Below are 17,003 nucleotides of genomic sequence, written 5' to 3'. Positions count from 1 at the left end.
GCTGTCTAAGGATCCTTGTATATGTTTTTCCTAAAACGGTTGACTAATGTTATTTGAACATAAAAAAACCGCTGATGTCAGCGGTTTTTTAATGAATGCAGTTAAAATATATTCATTAATTACAGAGTTCGAACCACTCGGAAACCTGTGTAGTTAGCGCTTGTAGATGGGTTAAGTTCTAGAGACTCATAAACTTTTGCTTTTGTTGGTGCAAAACTCCATGCGCCGCCACGAACAACACCTGATTTAGTGTTTGTCCATTCCCAAACATTACCTGCGGTATCATAGATACCATAAGGGTTTGCACCAAAACTACCTACAGGAGAAGTTGACTTGTTTGCCCAAGATGAACCACCCCAGCCCGTGTTTGCATTGCCAGAGCCAATGTCAGAGCCCCACCAGTATGCATCTTTACTGCCAGCACGTGCTGCAACTTCCCACTGTGTTTCAGAAGGAAGAGCGTAAGTAAAGCCTGTTTGTTTTGTCAGCCATTGTGCGTAGGTCTCGGCATCTTTCTTAGAGATACATACAGCTGGTGCATTTTTTGACTGTTCAAAACCAGGTTTACGCCAGTTTTGATTTTGGTGACGTTTAGTTTCGCCACCATTGATTGCATTACAACCAGCGCCTTTTTCTGCTTCAGTGATGTAGCCTGAGCTCGCAACAAACGCATCAAATTGATTTACCGTTACTGGTGTCGCAGCAATAGAGTAGGCGCTTGAGATAGTGACATTTTTTGCAGCATCTTTACCAACGTGGTAATTACCAGAACCAATCACAACCATTTGGGGTGCTTGGTGGTTGTTACTTAAACGGTCAGAAAATTTCTTACCTGGTTTTGGGCGGTTTTCTTGCAATTTTAATTCAGCCCATACCGTCATGTCTTTAGATAGTGACATTTGACGGCTGTATGGTTCAAAACCTGATTTCTCAACCGTAACTTGGTGCTGACCAGCAGGAAGCATAACATCTACAGGCGTGCTGCCGTAGTTTACGCCATTAACGGTTACGTTATCTTCATGGCGGTTAGAGCGAATGGTAATACCAACCCATTTTTTCTCTTTTTTGATTTTATCGTCTGATGACTGCGCTATGCCGTCTTCAATACAGTAACGGTTTTCTAGACCCAATAATTGACATGCAGCCGTTGAATTTGGACGTGCACGTAATGACGCTTGTAATTTAGTTGTGTAGCGGTTGCTTCCATTAAACCCACTGTCAATAATGGCACTGTCTAGTACGTGAATATTTAACGATACATTATCTATGTGTTGTTTTACTGTTTCAGCTTCAGTAAAGCCGTTGATCAACTGCTGCTGAAAGCTGTTAACCGCCTTTTGCATGCTTAGCGTTTTACCTTGACTTGAACATGCGCTTAATGTCATCGACATCTTACAAGTAACAGTATGAACTACATCTAAAGTATCTTGTGCTGCTAATTCTTCTTGCAGACGAAGCACACGCGCTTCCTGACGAGATTCACCAAGAATTTCAAGTTCGTCTAATGCACGTTGTTTTTTAGTGCTGCTTGTTTTTAATACACGAGTTTGTTCTTGAATATCCTGCTGAATGGATAATTTAGCAACTTGGTTCTCTTTTACTTCTTTCCAAGAGTCTTGGTATTGCTTTTGGAAAGGAGTGATATCTAGATCAGGATCATCAATCATTCGATTGTATTGCTCATCTAAATTACGTTGAGCAAGCTTACGTTTAGAATCCAATTGTGTTGCATTTTTATCTAAAGCATCACTTTGATTACGCAATTCACGAAGACGGCTTTGATCATTAACGACAGCATTTTCTAATTGCTTAACTTCATCACGCTTGTGAGTTAATTTAATATCAATTGAAGCAACAGAATCAACACTAACAGTTGTTGATTGAGTGTCGGTATTAGCAAGCGCAACAGAGGTAAAAAGCGCCGGCGATAACAGTAGTGCTAGTGCGGGTAATCCTTTACGGTTCATTATTTTTCTGCTTTTAATATTAGACATAAGATAATTTGTTCTTTTAATTCATTTTTAGTTAACCCTTCGATTATAAGGGTTACTGTATCGCGATACTGATCTGCGTAGCCCATTTTTTAAAATATCCTAGGCAGATGAGTATCCGTGTATTCATAGTTTTGACACTAAATATCGATGCAATTTCTATACCAAAGATAGATGCCACCGAGTGTGTTAGTCAGGGCTTTTCTTGATCATCGTTTCAATATTTAAGAACGATGATCAAGGTTATAAATAAGACAGTGTTTTCTTAAATCTTAATAATTACCCTAATTTACTGTAAATAAAGAGTATTTATATAAAAATCACAGAGTTAAATCGAATGTAATGAGTTGAAACTACATCGACAGTATCATACGTAAACATGATCATGCTTTCGTAGTGATATTTAAAATAGAATGCTACTATGATGTAGCTAACATTTTCACGAAAGACTTTATGTTGATATCGATGGATTTCTTATGAAAAAAAATTGGATTTCACCTGCACAGATTATCATGTTACCCGAAGAGAGGGATCTTCACTCGCATGAATACCATCAATTAGTGATAGGCTTAAAAGGTCACGCTGAGTTTGAAATCAATGGACAAAGCAGTTTGATTTACGCTGCTAAAGTTGGGGTGATACCCGCTAACCAAGAGCATACTTTTTCTAGTTTGTACCAAGCTGAAGTCTTAGTGCTTAATTTTCCTCAGTTTTTTGAAGATCATGAACTGGCTTCAAGAGTCAACGAATTGTTTAGTCAGCCCGGCTATTATCAATTAGATGGTCAGATACAGAATTTAATTCAGTTACTTGTATGTGAAATCCAAGCGAGTGTTAATGATCACCTTTTAAATAAAGCCTGCAGTGACACGATAATTTCCTTGCTTCACCGTCATTTAATTGATGAAAATTCAGAAAAAAAAGTTCAACGATTAAATTCTGATGTGATTGACAACTTTATAACGCAACATATTGGCAGTAAGATCACAATCTCTCAGTTGGCTAGTACCGTTTTCCTCGGTGAGAGTCAATTTTATGCCATTTTTAAGCAAGAATTTGGAACCACCCCGCATCAATATATTATCGTAAAGCGGCTAGAGTTTGCCAAAAAGCTACTCAATCAAAGCCTATTGAGTATTGGTGAAATCGCTCAGCAAGTAGGATTTTCGAATCAGAGTGCGTTTAGTCATGCTTTTGTTAAATATAAAGGAATATCCCCAAGTAAATATCGCCATTTACACTTTATTCGTAATTAAAATTTACCGCTTTTGTTCTCATTTTGTAACCGTATGGATTATTTGGCAATTTAATCGTAGGTTTTGACAAGTAATTTAAGTAAATAAAAAATAGACTCTTTCGCAATTAGCCTTACTAACGAACAGATTAATAAGAGGAACAGATATGTTTCAAGCGAAAGATGTATTGATGCCATCCATTGTTGATCAGCCATTAGCTTCCTTATGGTCAATAATTTCCCCTCTTTACATGGTCGATGAAGCTCAATGGTTAAAAGAGCTTATCCCATTAGCTCAGCCGAGTGAGCAAGAAGCCAAAATGATGAAAGATCAGGCTGGTGAGCTTATTCAACGTGTCCGTAATGATAAACAAGCCGTACAGATGATTGATGCGCTATTGTTAGAGTACAGTTTAGACACTAAAGAAGGCATTTTATTAATGTGTCTTGCTGAGGCGCTAATGCGTATTCCTGATGCAGCAACAGCAGACGCCCTTATTCGTGACAAATTACGCATAGCCGATTGGAAATCTCATTTAAAAAATTCAGATTCAACATTCGTTAACGCTTCTACGTGGGGGTTATTGCTGACCGGAAAAGTCGTTAGCATGGACGTAAAAACCGATGGCTCTCCCTCCAATGCGATTAGCCGTTTAGTGAATAAGTTCTCAGAGCCCGTCATTCGTCAAGTAATGAACCAAGCCATGAAGATCATGGGCCATCAATTTGTATTGGGCAGAACGATTGAAGAAGCGCAAAAGAAAAGCAAGCCAATGCGTGAAAAGGGCTACACCTATTCATTTGACATGCTAGGTGAAGCAGCATTAACACAATCTGATGCGCATAAATATTTCAAAGATTATATTGTTGCAATCGAAAGTGTCGGCAGAGCTACAACGATGGCGGGATCTCCTGATCCAACGGTATCGATTAAGCTATCAGCATTACATCCTCGTTATGAAATGGCGAATAAAGCCCGTGTTATGGGCGAAATGTGTGATTCAGTCTTACAGCTTCTAGAACGTGCTCGTGAGCTTGATGTTGGTATTACGATTGATGCTGAAGAGGCCGATCGTTTAGAACTGTCTTTAATGTTATTTGAGAAATTGTATCGCAGTGACATCGTTAAAGGATGGGGTAAGTTTGGCATCGTTGTTCAGGCATACTCTAAACGAGCACTGCCAGTATTAGTGTGGTTAACTGCGTTAGCAAAAGAACAGGGTGATATGATCCCACTTCGTTTAGTGAAGGGCGCTTATTGGGATACTGAGCTTAAAATATCTCAGCAACTTGGCTTTGCACGTTACCCTGTATTTACTCGAAAAGAAGCGACCGATGTTTCTTATTTAGCGTGTGCACGTTACCTATTAAGTGGGCATGTTAAAGGCCATATTTTCCCACAATTTGCTAGCCATAATGCCCATACGGTTGCCGCTATTTCATCTATGGCTACTCATGGTGAGTTTGAATTTCAACGTCTACATGGGATGGGAGATGCACTCTACGACCATGCGATGGATATGTTTAAACGCAGTGTTCGAATTTATGCGCCTGTTGGCAGTCATAAGGATCTTTTGCCTTATTTAGTGCGCCGTTTACTTGAGAATGGGGCAAACAGCTCATTTGTTCACCGTTTAGTTGATGCAAACTGCCCAATCGAAAGTTTAACAGAGCACCCTGTTGATGCATTATTGGCGTGTCCATCCCTAGATAATCAGTTGATCCCATTACCACCACAGATATTTTCTGATCGTAAAAACTCATACAGTATTAACTTTGATGTAGAGAGTGAAGCACAGCCGTTTGAAGCATTGGTTAAAGAGCAAATGGCTACGTATTGGCAAGGTGGACCAATCGTTAACAATAACCGCTATTACGAAAGCATGATCAAGGATAACGCTGCTGACTTACATAAAATTACGTCGCCATATGACAGAAGCAATAGTGTGGGATCATTAGTATGGAGCTCTGAAGAGTACGTCTCAGATGCATTAACTATTGCTCATGATTACTTTCCAACATGGCAGAGTACGCCAGTATCAGAACGTGCTGAGTATTTAGATTTATTGGCAGATAAACTTGAAGAGAACATGCCAGAGTTGGTTGCTTTGTGTCATAAAGAAGCGGGAAAAACCATTCATGACAGCATTGATGAAGTGCGTGAAGCGGTCGATTTTTGTCGTTACTATGCCGTTCAAGCCAAACTGAATTTCACCAGCCCCGAAACCATTGTTGGTTTTTATGATCTCTCGCATCAAATTGCGCGTCAAGGTCGTGGTGTCTTTGTCTGTATTAGTCCTTGGAATTTCCCATTGGCCATTTTCCTAGGTCAAGTTACGGCAGCACTTGTTGCTGGTAACACCGTGATTGCAAAACCGGCAGAGCAAACATCATTAATTGCGGTTCGAGCGATGGAGATGCTATTAGAGACAGGCATTGCGCCACAAGCGGTTCACTTATTACCTGGGGATGGTAAAACGGTTGGTGCGCCATTAACCTCAGATCATCGTGTAGCAGGGGTTGCCTTTACAGGTTCAACGGAAACCGCGCAATTAATTAATCGCACTTTAGCCAATCGAACCTTTGAAGGTAATGGCGTAGCACCTGTTCCTTTTATCGCAGAAACTGGCGGTCAAAACGCAATGATAGTAGACAGTACAGCACTGCCTGAACAAGTCGTTCGTGATGTTGTTCGCTCAGCCTTTGCATCGGCAGGTCAGCGTTGTTCTGCACTTCGCGTTCTTTTTGTTCAGCAAGACATTGCCGATAGAATTGTGAACTTAATTAAAGGGGCGATGGCAGAGCTAAGAGTTGATTTACCTGAACTGCACAGCACTGATGTCGGCCCAGTTATTGATACGAAAGCAAAAGAAAAATTATTAGCTCACATTGAAAAAATGACCATTGAAGGCAAATTGGTTGCTCAAGCTGAATTGCCAGATTGGGCTGAGAAAGGGGATTTTGTACCACCAAGCGCGTTTGAAATTGACGCCATTAGCCAATTAGAAAATGAGCAATTTGGTCCAATCCTTCATATTGTGCGTTTTAAAGCCAATGAGATTGATAAGGTGGTTTCTGACATCAACTCAACAGGGTTTGGTTTGACCATAGGGATTCATAGCCGTAATGAAGTGACATACACGCGAATTGAGAAAAACATCAAAGTGGGTAACTGCTATATCAATCGTGATCAAGTTGGTGCAGTTGTTGGTGTTCAACCGTTTGGTGGCCAAGGGCTATCGGGTACAGGACCAAAAGCGGGCGGGCCCCGTTATTTATTTAGATACACAAAAGCACAACACATTTTCCCTACGATTGACTCAAAATGAGAAAGGAGAACCTCATGACAACAATAACTCATATTATTGACTCAGCACTTTCTCAAGGACAAATAGAATGGCAAGCGGATTCATTCTCAACGCGCATGGAAAAATTATTGCGTTGGTCAGAGTATTTAGCGGAGCATCCTGATTTTGGCGTTCTGGCAGCAAAAATGGTTCGTTTTCAATGCCAACGTGCGCAGCATTTAATTTCTGAAACGGAACTAATGCCAGGCCCAACAGGGGAGAGTAACGAGCTTTATACCGCAGCAAGAGGTGTTTTTTACATCACATCAGATGAACATTCATCGGTTATTGCATTAGTTGGACAAATAACGGCGGCATTAGTGGCAGGAAACGCTATTATTGTTGCCCTTTCGGATCAGGGTGTGCAACTCACTTCCGTTATTCTTGAGGGGTTGCATCAAGCTAAGGTTCCAAGATTAGCGGCTCAACAGGCAAAGTTTGCAATAACAGACATTAATGATGTTCGTTTAGCGGGTGTCTGCTTTGTTGGTAGCGAGCAAAAGTCGATAGCGCTTAACCAGCAATTAGCCAAACGAGATGGATTATTAGCGCAATTGGTTGCCGAAACCGATCAAGACCACTTACCAGTAATTACAGATCCTCATTTTGTTCTACGTTTTATTACAGAGCGTACACGAACAATTAATGTCACAGCTGTCGGTGGTAATGCCACCTTGCTAGAGCTTGGTGGGGGTAATCACTAATAATTAATATTGATACTAATTTGGATAAAATCTTACCCAAGCTGGTATCAGAAATCAGCGTCGTTATTGTGCCATAACAATAGAGCCTTGATGCTCATACACAGCAGTAACGACGTTAAGCTTACTGCCAATAATATAAAGGAAATATAATGATTGAAAATAATGTTGCCATTACAGGTACGTTTATCGCTTATCTGATAATGATGCTTGCGATTGGGATTTATGCCTATAAGCGAACGAGCAGTTCATCTGATTACTTTTTAGGAGGCCGAACACTAGGGCCTTGGCCAGCGGCGCTATCAGCGGGGGCTTCTGATATGAGTGGTTGGTTGTTACTTGGCCTACCGGGTTATGCTTATGCTGCGGGTTTAGAGTCGTTATGGCTTGCTGGCGGTTTATTGGTAGGTACGTGGTTGAACTGGCTCATTTGTGCTAAACGTTTACGAACTTACAGCATAACTACTGATGACTCATTAACACTGCCAGAGTTTTTATCACGCCGTTTTAATGACAAATCTAAACTTATTCAAACCATTTCAGCGTTGTTTATTTTGCTGTTCTTCCTTTTCTATACGAGTTCTGGTTTGGTTGCTGGTGGTAAATTATTTGAAACGGTATTTGGTCTAGATTACAAAATAGCGGTGGTTATTGGTACGCTTTGTGTTGTGTCTTATACTTTATTTGGTGGTTTCTTAGCGGTAGCTTGGACTGATTTAGTTCAAGGGCTTTTAATGTCTGCGGCATTGTTGATTGTACCCATTGCCGCGATGCAAGGTGGTTTTGGGCAGTTGAGTGCAGATTTAGTTGCGATTAATCCAGAGCTTATGACGTTATGGACCGGAATGGATGGCAATCCACTAAGTGCCATTGCGATTATTTCATTAGTGGCTTGGGGCCTTGGTTACTTTGGTCAGCCACATATCCTAGCGCGTTTTCTTGCTTCTCGCACAAACAGAGAGCTGACTGCTGCTCGTCGAATCGCCGTAGTATGGACAGCGTTATCCATGGTTGGTGCAGTGTTGGTTGGTCTTGTTGGTTTACTTTATGTCAATGGTTCAATGGCAGGTCAAGCGATTGATGGCGAAAAAATCTTCATGCTATTAGTGAATGCGATGTTCCACCCCGTGATTGCTGGCATCTTATTGGCTGCGATCCTTGCTGCCATCATGAGTACTGCAGATTCACAGCTATTAGTTTCTTCTTCAGCATTATCTGAAGATCTATATAAACAACTAGTGAAAAAAGACGCAACCAGTAAAGAGGTCGTCAGCGTAGGACGTATTGCCGTGATAGCGTTATCACTTATCGCATTAGCATTAGCGATGAACCCTGATAGCTCAGTACTTGGTTTAGTGTCTTACGCTTGGGCTGGTTTTGGTGCTGCATTTGGTCCTGCAATTGTACTAAGTCTTTACTGGAAAGGAATGAACCGTAATGGCGCACTTGCTGGTATCGTTGTTGGTGGTATCACGATTGTTGTCTGGAAACAGCTAACAGGCGGTTGGTTTGATGTGTACGAAATTGTCCCTGGGATCATTTTTGCAACAACAGCAATTATTGCTGTGAGTAAGTTGACAGGTAAACCTGAAGAAGCTGTCGCTCAGCAACATCAAAAATTTGAACGTAACTTAATTGAATTCGAATAAGCTAATGTAAAAGTGATTTAATATGAAAGCCCCATTTAGAGTCTCCTCTACTTGGGGCTTTTTTGTAGGTTCACTGAAATGAAACTGTTACAATCTATACACTTCAAAAAGAAATAACAATTATAATCAATTAGATTGCATTACTAGGAGAGTAAACATGAAATTAATTCGTTTCGCGCTTGGAAAAGTCATTTTAGGGTTGAACTGTGTATTTTCGCCATCAGGCGTTAAGCGTGACCCTGTGAAACAAATAGAAATAGACGCAGAAACGGCGAACTACTCACTATACCAATTTGAAGCTTGCCCATTTTGTGTCAAAGTTCGTCGTACAATTAAGCGTCAATCATTGAAGATTGAACTACGTGATGCAAAAAATAATGAAGTCCATAAAGCCGAATTATTAGCTGGTGGCGGACGAGTAAAAGTGCCATGCCTACGTATTGATAAAGATGGCGAAACGACTTGGATGTATGAATCATCAGATATTATGGCCTTCTTAGAGGAAAAATATCCTTAGTATTCACAAGGTTATAACTGCCCATAAAGTAGTAATCAAAGGCGAACTTATTGATAGTTCGCTTTTTTATGTGTTTTTTTTGTAAATTTACAGCTGTTTTATTAATGAGATTTACTTGTTAATAGTTCTATTGTTAGTCGTTTTTGTGACTTTGTGAGACTCAAGTCACAAAACGCTTGGCTTTACGTTAATGCTAGGTTAAACTGCTCTTTGTGACTTGATTCACAAATAAAATAAAAACACATTAGGCTAGTTATTATGGAAAAAATGAGTATGACTCATAAATGGTCAATTAAAAATTGTCCCAAGGATATAGAGAGCCAAGTTTTATCTGTTATTGGATTAATCGATAAGAAAGGTTCAGCATCAGACATGGATCTCTGCAAGATCTTTGGTGAAGTTCTGTGGAGTGATGGGAAATATTTCAATTCTCACGCATTTCGCTTCCTATTTGATCATGAGACTCTTTCATGTGAAGTAACGAAGAGACACTTACACTAAAGCAAACAAGCTATGTATTTTTAAGGTCATTATTGTTCCCCCGATAATGGCCTTTTTTATTGTTATTTTTCCACTTATCAGTTTGTTGATACCAACACCACTAATAATATAATCATTATTATTGTACTTATCTTTCATGTTTACTACGTATAGATAGCTCAAATTAGATTGAGAACTAAATCATAGAAATAATAATCAGAATATCATTTTATTTATAGAGGTGATATTGTGTAAGTAATTGTTTTAAATAAAATATAGATAAGGTTGTTAGTAGTGGAACAGCTCTCTCGTTTATCAATTATTCATAAATTACTTAGCCAATCTAAATACCCAGTACCGAAAAGTACACTTCTAGGAGCATTAGAGTGCTCTGAGTCTACCTTTAAACGCTTGATCCGAAAAATTAATGACGAATTTGATGCCTCTATATCATACGATAGAGATCTAAAAGGTTATTTATATGCTCCTGATAGTCCCCAATTACCATTACCATATCTGAGTTTTACTGATAAAGAATGGTTTGCTTTATTAACCGCAGAAAAGCTGTTTACTGATCTACATATTGGATCATTAAATAAAGAGCTAGAAGGGATCAAACACGTTCTACAAAAGACAAAAAATCGAGCAACAGATTTTGGCATCGCCAATAAAATAGAAATACGCAGTGCGATTAGGACGATTAACCATGCTGATGTCTTCAATCAAATTACAACAGCGCTATGGGCAGAATCAAGCGTTGATATTGAATATCAAGACAGCAGCCAGAACATTACAGTACGCACCCTCTCACCTCAAAAGGTATTTCTATATAAAGACGCATGGTATTTATTAGCTTGGTGCCATTTACGATCTGAAATCCGAATATTTTCTCTTAACCGTTTAAAATCAGCGAAAGAGGGTGATACCCCTTTTACCGCGTTACCTGAAGAATCAGTGCAAGCCTATTTAAAAAATAGTTATGGCCTAATGGTAGGAGAGACTCAGTATCAGGCGATTCTTTGTTTTGAGCAAAGCGTAGCACCTTGGGTTTTAGATCACACTTGGCATAGTGAACAGCAGATAGAAACTCAAGATAATGGAGACTTAATCCTAAGTTTCTTCTTTAGTGACCACCGTGAATTAGTACGTGAAATTATGCGTTTTCAACCAAATGTAACCGTTGTCTCGCCTGCATTTTTGAAAGAATCAGTAGAGCAATGTTTATTAAAAGCGGTAGAAAAAATACAAAAAGATCGCTCAGGGTCAGTATGTGACCTTGCTGTTCAGTAAGATGGCGATATTAATCATTCAAGGATAGTGTCAATGGATAACTTTTCGTCTTCAGATCTAAAAAGCATTCTGCATTCTAAGCGTGCCAATATGTTCTATTTAGAATATTGCCGAGTGATGCAAAAAGACGGTCGTGTTCTGTATCTCACAGAGGCGAAGAATGAGAACCAATACTTCAATATCCCGATTGCAAATACCACCGTACTGCTACTCGGCAATGGTACATCAATTACCCAAGCGGCCATGCGAATGCTCGCTCAAGCTGGCGTTTTAGTTGGCTTTAGTGGCGGTGGTGGAACGCCTCTCTATATGGCGAATGATGCAGAGCAGCCAATTGAATGGTTTACGCCACAAAGTGAATATCGCCCAACCGAGTATTTACAAGGATGGATGTCATTTTGGTTTGATGACCAAAAACGTTTGGCAGCAGCAAAAGTATTTCAGCAAGCAAGGTTGAGTTTTTTACAGAAGATCTGGGCAAAAGACAGAGAGCTAAAACAAGAAGGCTTTGATGTAAAAGAGCCAGGGTTGCAAGCCGCGTTTGAACGGTTTGAAGAACGAACAGAAGCCGCAACAAAGCAGAGCGATTTATTACTGACAGAAGCGCAATTAACCAAACACTTATATAAGTTTGCAGCGAATAACGTTCAGCTACAAGATTTTAAAAGGCAGCATCAATCAACCGATAAAGCCAATGACTTTCTCAATCATGGCAACTATTTAGCTTATGGTTTGGCTGCGACAACATTATGGGTATTAGGTATTCCCCATGGTTTTGCCGTAATGCATGGCAAGACTCGACGTGGGGCATTAGTGTTTGATGTGGCTGATTTAATTAAAGACACCATCGTGCTGCCGTGGGCATTTATATGCGCCAAAGAAAACGACACAGAGCAAGAGTTTCGCCAACAAGTATTGCAAGCCTTTACCGATCATAACGTATTGGATTTTATGTTTGATACCGTTAAAGACGTGGCGTTAATGCATCAACAACCTAAGTCGCTAGATGGCGGAGATCAAGCAAGATGATGGTCACTTTTGTTTCTCAGTGTGAGAAAAATGCGTTAAAGAAAACACGCAGAGTGTTAGATGCCTTTGCAAACCGCATTGGGGATAACACATGGCAGACCATTATTACCGAAGATGGTTTATTAACCGTAAAGAAAATGCTGCGACAAACAGCAAGCAAAAGCACTGCGGTAAGTTGCCATTGGATACGCTCACGCTCTCGCAGCCAGTTTTTATGGGTGGTGGGAAATCGCTTGAAATTTAATACCGAGGGTGTGGTGCCAGTGAATCGAACCAGTTTGAATCTTGATCATAAAGAATGGGAAAACGGTTGGGATAAACTGGAAGTGATCGCCAATGCCACCAGCATTGCAGGCTTGTTTCATGATTTTGGTAAAGCCAATGATTTGTTTCAAGCAAAACTGCAAGGGATAAGTGGAGCAAAAGGAGAACCTTATCGACACGAGTGGATTTCTCTGCGCTTGTTTGAAGCTTTTGTAAAAGGAAAATCAGACCAAGAGTGGTTATCTGAATTAAGTGAAATAAATCGCTTAGGTAATGGCAATCGTATTGAATCCTATGTATTAGACAACTTACATAATGATCACAGTTCAGGTTCATTATCACCATTTAAGTCATTGTCTTCTTTTGCTACGTTAATCGCTTGGTTAATTGTTTCTCATCACCGTTTGCCATTACCTCAAACTAAGCGCACACAAAATGTCGTTAATGAAAATATGCCTCAATGGTTAATTAATGTTTTTAATTGTGATTGGAACTCTAGTAATGCAGAGCAATTAGATCAAATTGGTAGTGAAGTCATCAATAAAAATTGGACTTTCAGCCAAGGGACTCCATTTATTAGTAAAACATGGCAAAAACAAGCGTCTAAATTGGCGTATCGAACATTAAAAAATACAAAACTAAATCATGAGCAACCATGGTTAAAGCAACGTTTTGTTGCTCATTTGTCACGTTTGTCTTTAATGCTTTCGGATCACTATTATTCTTCCTTAGAAGCTGAACGATCTCAATTGGAGTGGCGAGATAACGACTATTTACCAAAAGCTAACACAGATAGAAAAGCGACCCAGCTTGAAGGAAGTGCGGTATTTAAACAGCAATTGGATGAGCATAATATTGGCGTTGCTCACAATGCCATGCACTTTGCATTAAACCTTCCTGCTTTGAAATATGCACTGCCAGCGATAGGGCAACACAAACTATTCAGTCGCAATGCACCGAAAAAATTCGTATGGCAAGATAAAGCTTATAAAGCCGCCAAAGAGTATGCTCGATTAAGTGAAAAGCAAGGATTCTTTGGGATCAATATGGCCTCAACAGGCTGTGGTAAAACCATTGCCAATGCTCGGATCATGTATGCACTTGCTGATGAAAGAGAAGGGTGTCGCTTCTCTGTTGCCGTAGGCTTAAGAACCCTAACATTACAAACAGGTGATAGTTATCGTGATTTACTGAAATTGGGAGATGATGAACTTGCGGTATTAATTGGCTCGCAAGCGGTTAAAACCTTACATCAAGTGAATAAAGAACCAACTAAAGAAAAACAAAGTTCAGGAAGTGAATCAAGCGATGATTTTTTCGAACAACTTTTCATTAGTTATGACGGTCAAATTTATGATGGACGCTTAAAGCACTGGCTACAAGGAAACCCTAAATTAGAGCAATTGATTAGTGCACCTGTCGTGGTTAGCACCATTGATCATTTAATGCCCGCGACAGAAAGCTTGCGTGGTGGCAAACAAATTGCGCCTATGTTGCGTCTATTAACATCAGATTTGATTTTGGATGAGCCAGATGATTTTGGCTTGGAAGATCTATCAGCGTTATGTCGCTTAGTTAACTGGGCAGGCATGCTTGGTTCTCGTGTGTTACTTTCTTCGGCCACCTTACCACCATCACTAATCAATGCGTTATACCACGCCTATTTAGCAGGAAGAAAGCACTTTAATGAAGCCAATTTTCCAGATGGGGAGTTACAAAGTGTGGTTTGTGGATGGTTTGACGAGAATAAAAGCCATGTTACTGAGATAAAATCATCTGATGCTTTTACGGAAGAAAACGATATCTTCGTGCAGAAGCGCATTAAAAAACTGAACGAAAATAAAAAAGTGCTGCGTAAAGGGGAGTTAGTCACAGTTCATATTGATGATGAGTTAAGCGAAAAGAAAGATGATGATCATATTTATCAGTCAGTCGCAGCAACCATTCATAGACTGCTCCATCGATTACATGATAATCATCACGTAAAACACCGCTCAGGACGAAAAGTATCTTGCGGTGTGGTTCGAATAGCAAATATCGACTCAATGATCAATGTGATGAAGTGCCTGTCTGAAATGAGCCCGCAAGAGGATTACAGTATTCATTTTTGTGTGTATCACTCACAGTTTCCATTGGCAGTGAGATCTCACAAGGAAAATCGTTTAGATAATACCCTAACGCGATATGACTCAGAGCAGCTTTGGCAACAACCAGAGATTATAGAAGCGCTCAATAAAACAACGACAGCGAATAATATTTTTGTTGTTATCGGGACGTCGGTTGTCGAGGTAGGACGAGATCACGATTACGATTGGGGCATTGCAGAGCCAAGTTCATTACGTGCGTTAATTCAACTCGCTGGCCGTATTCAACGTCATCGCCAACAAGAGCCGAGCAGTAGCAACTTAATGGTATTGAATAAAAACATCAGAGCATTAAGAGGTGATACCACAGCTTACTGTAAACCGGGTTTTGAAAGTAAAGATTTGCCTTTGTCGACTCATGATTTGAATGAACTATTAAATGGTGAGTTAGAAAGTATCTCTGCAATTTCACGAATAAAAGAGCCGTCTTTTTCTCAGAAAGACTTCTGTTTAGATAAAACATCAAAAAATAAAAAAGCTAAGGGGATTGATAGTTTTTCTGTACAAGAGCATCGTGCGTTAAAGCTAACGCTAGGTTTAGAAAATAAGCTAAATAAAGATATCTTTTTTCAGAAAGATGATGAAGCTTGCTTGTGGTGGAGTAGTGATAATCATGCTGATTGGAATGGTGAGTTTATCAACCAAACTAGGTTCAGAAAGTCAGACTCACAAGAAGAATTCATTTTGTGTAAAGCCGATGAGTGGGATGATTTAGGTTGGCATCAAAAAGACACAACGCAAAAGAAATGGGTATTTACGCCACAAAATCATAGAGTGGTAACACAAAGCATTGAGTTATCAGAGGGTAACTATTGGTGGATGAATACCGATGCAGAAACCATCTATAGTAATTTAGCAGAACAGCTAGAGCAAACAGTAGAAAGTACCGGGCAATATTTTGGCGCTATTAGTTTAAGAGCACCAAAAGAAGATCAAGAATTAATTTGGAATTGGCATGATCAGTTGGGCATTTACCAAACAAAAATAACTAGGAATAATAATGGATAATACATTATCTCAGGCTATTGCTGATTATATTCAGCAACGAAAAGAAGCAAAGTTAGAGCCATTACTAAAGGCACTAAATAAGGTCTTAGAAAAAAGTGAAGATCCTGTTGAAATTGCAAAAGCGAAAGCAGTTTATGCAGAAGAATCAGCACCGATAGAGGCTGAATTTAAAATCAACACATGGTTATCAGATAAAGCGAATAGAGCATCAGAGCTTAGTTTAGCCACACATGGTCCTAAATATACTAATGGAGATGTAAAAAAGGCGACTAGTATTTTTGAAGACGTATATGTGTCAAATGATACATATTTAACAACGAAAAGTATAAAGAATAAGGCTCTTGATTTTGTTGGTAATTCTGCTCGTTTTCCTATAGCGAGTTTACTCAAGCTAGAATGTGATGGTGAAAGTTTAATTACTCAATTACAGCAAGGCCACATCAATGCATTACACCCTTTTGGAAGTGATGAACAGCAATTACAAGAGTGGAAAGAAGGATTTGCACAAGCCCTTGGTGACAGCAAGTTATCTAGCCATACCTTAAGTAAGCAACTGTACTTTCCTTTAATTGGTGAGGATAAAACCTCAGTTGACTACCATTTGTTATGTCCACTTTTTTCATCGGCTCTTGCGCATGAGCTATATCATGAAGTAAGACGCATTCGGTATGGTGACTCAAAAGAGATCCGTGATGCTCATAAAACAGATAAATACCATGAAAAGTTAGATGAACGTTTCTTTAATCTTGCGGTACAAAATTTTGGAGGGTCTAAACCTCAAAATATCTCGCAATTAAATAATGAACGTCATGGAGAAACGTTTTTATTAAATTGTGCGCCACCGCAGTGGAAGAGTATCACCTCACCACCAATAAGCAGCCCAAGCGTATTTGGGCGTGAATTAAGCTTTAAATCGGCTGCATTGATCCGTGATTTCCGTTTATTTCTTGAAAACGTAAGGGAAGATGAGCGAAACGTACATATCCGCCGTCAACGAGATAACGCGTATCTTTTACCAATCATTGATACGGTGTTAAACCACGCTGCGGTCATTCAAATGATGAAAGATCATGCAGGTTGGTCAAATAGTGATGAATGTAAAATGAAGCCTAATCATGCATTGTGGTTAGATGTTTACAACACCGATGAAACATTCCAAAAACACCGTGAAAAAGGGGATTGGTTGGTGCTTATCGCGACGGATTTTGCCAGTTGGTTGACTCATAAATTAAAGAGCAATAAAGAGAAATATATTTTGGGTGATATTGAACACGCTTATTTTTCAACGTTGTTTTTACATCAATTAAAGCATTTTGAACGCTCAACGCCAAAATTAGGGGAGCTGTAAC

General features: G+C 39.6%; 11 protein-coding genes. 10 read left to right on the top strand and 1 reads right to left on the bottom strand.

Going from position 1 to position 17,003, the window contains the following annotated elements; all coding sequences use genetic code 11:
- Positions 1-119: 119 nt before the first annotated feature.
- Entirely contained in the window at positions 120-1,994 is a 1,875-nt protein-coding gene (locus tag PVK62_RS04395) for an SUMF1/EgtB/PvdO family nonheme iron enzyme (protein ID WP_274443016.1), read from the bottom strand.
- A gap of 473 nt (positions 1,995-2,467) precedes the next feature.
- On the opposite strand from PVK62_RS04395, the gene PVK62_RS04390 reads away from it, so the two are divergent.
- The 10 genes from PVK62_RS04390 to csy1 all read left to right on the top strand — a co-directional run bounded on the left by PVK62_RS04390 (position 2,468) and on the right by csy1 (position 17,002).
- Positions 2,468-3,247, top strand: a complete 780-nt coding sequence (locus PVK62_RS04390; RefSeq protein WP_274443015.1) for a helix-turn-helix transcriptional regulator — start codon at positions 2,468-2,470, stop codon at positions 3,245-3,247.
- Between the two features lie 145 nt (positions 3,248-3,392).
- Positions 3,393-6,554: a bifunctional proline dehydrogenase/L-glutamate gamma-semialdehyde dehydrogenase PutA gene (putA, locus tag PVK62_RS04385; RefSeq protein ID WP_274443014.1), complete on the top strand. Its 3,162-nt coding sequence runs from the start codon at positions 3,393-3,395 to the stop codon at positions 6,552-6,554.
- 14 nt (positions 6,555-6,568) lie between these two features.
- On the top strand, positions 6,569-7,276 hold the full coding sequence (locus PVK62_RS04380; protein WP_274443013.1) for a 1-pyrroline-5-carboxylate dehydrogenase: 708 nt from the start codon (positions 6,569-6,571) through the stop codon (positions 7,274-7,276).
- Positions 7,277-7,425: 149 nt separating this feature from the next.
- Positions 7,426-8,922 carry a sodium/proline symporter PutP gene (gene putP / locus PVK62_RS04375; RefSeq protein ID WP_274443012.1) on the top strand — a complete coding sequence of 499 codons (1,497 nt, stop codon included), beginning with the start codon at positions 7,426-7,428 and terminating at the stop codon, positions 8,920-8,922.
- Positions 8,923-9,079: 157 nt separating this feature from the next.
- Positions 9,080-9,439, top strand: coding sequence for a glutaredoxin family protein (locus tag PVK62_RS04370; RefSeq protein WP_274443011.1), 360 nt, complete (start codon positions 9,080-9,082; stop codon positions 9,437-9,439).
- Between the two features lie 273 nt (positions 9,440-9,712).
- Positions 9,713-9,940, top strand: coding sequence for a hypothetical protein (locus tag PVK62_RS04365; protein WP_005423266.1), 228 nt, complete (start codon positions 9,713-9,715; stop codon positions 9,938-9,940).
- A gap of 273 nt (positions 9,941-10,213) precedes the next feature.
- The gene (locus PVK62_RS04360; RefSeq protein WP_274449347.1) at positions 10,214-11,209 is read left to right on the top strand and encodes a helix-turn-helix transcriptional regulator; all 996 of its coding nucleotides are present in this window, start codon (positions 10,214-10,216) and stop codon (positions 11,207-11,209) included.
- Positions 11,210-11,242: 33 nt separating this feature from the next.
- Complete coding sequence (cas1f, locus tag PVK62_RS04355; protein ID WP_274443009.1) at positions 11,243-12,238, top strand: type I-F CRISPR-associated endonuclease Cas1f; 996 nt, start codon at positions 11,243-11,245, stop codon at positions 12,236-12,238.
- Positions 12,235-15,654, top strand: coding sequence for a type I-F CRISPR-associated helicase Cas3f (gene cas3f / locus PVK62_RS04350; protein WP_274443008.1), 3,420 nt, complete (start codon positions 12,235-12,237; stop codon positions 15,652-15,654). The genes cas1f and cas3f overlap by 4 nt, the downstream gene beginning before the upstream one ends.
- Positions 15,647-17,002, top strand: a complete 1,356-nt coding sequence (csy1, locus tag PVK62_RS04345; RefSeq protein WP_274443007.1) for a type I-F CRISPR-associated protein Csy1 — start codon at positions 15,647-15,649, stop codon at positions 17,000-17,002. Before cas3f ends, csy1 begins: the two co-directional genes overlap by 8 nt.
- Position 17,003: the final 1 nt, after the last annotated feature.

Origin of the sequence: Aliivibrio sp. S3MY1 (genome assembly GCF_028765575.1) — a bacterium.
Lineage (GTDB): Bacteria > Pseudomonadota > Gammaproteobacteria > Enterobacterales > Vibrionaceae > Aliivibrio.
Note: the sequence above shows the minus strand (reverse complement) of the source record. Positions and strands in the feature narration are given on the sequence as shown.

Bases quoted from the DNA above. Each gene is read 5' to 3' on its own strand.
- PVK62_RS04395 (WP_274443016.1), bottom strand. From the start codon at position 1,994: ATGTCTAATATTAAAAGCAGAAAAATAATGAACCGTAAAGGATTACCC.
- PVK62_RS04390 (WP_274443015.1), top strand. From the start codon at position 2,468: ATGAAAAAAAATTGGATTTCACCTGCACAGATTATCATGTTACCCGAA.
- putA (WP_274443014.1), top strand. From the start codon at position 3,393: ATGTTTCAAGCGAAAGATGTATTGATGCCATCCATTGTTGATCAGCCA.
- PVK62_RS04380 (WP_274443013.1), top strand. From the start codon at position 6,569: ATGACAACAATAACTCATATTATTGACTCAGCACTTTCTCAAGGACAA.
- putP (WP_274443012.1), top strand. From the start codon at position 7,426: ATGATTGAAAATAATGTTGCCATTACAGGTACGTTTATCGCTTATCTG.
- PVK62_RS04370 (WP_274443011.1), top strand. From the start codon at position 9,080: ATGAAATTAATTCGTTTCGCGCTTGGAAAAGTCATTTTAGGGTTGAAC.
- PVK62_RS04365 (WP_005423266.1), top strand. From the start codon at position 9,713: ATGACTCATAAATGGTCAATTAAAAATTGTCCCAAGGATATAGAGAGC.
- cas1f (WP_274443009.1), top strand. From the start codon at position 11,243: ATGGATAACTTTTCGTCTTCAGATCTAAAAAGCATTCTGCATTCTAAG.
- cas3f (WP_274443008.1), top strand. From the start codon at position 12,235: ATGATGGTCACTTTTGTTTCTCAGTGTGAGAAAAATGCGTTAAAGAAA.
- csy1 (WP_274443007.1), top strand. From the start codon at position 15,647: ATGGATAATACATTATCTCAGGCTATTGCTGATTATATTCAGCAACGA.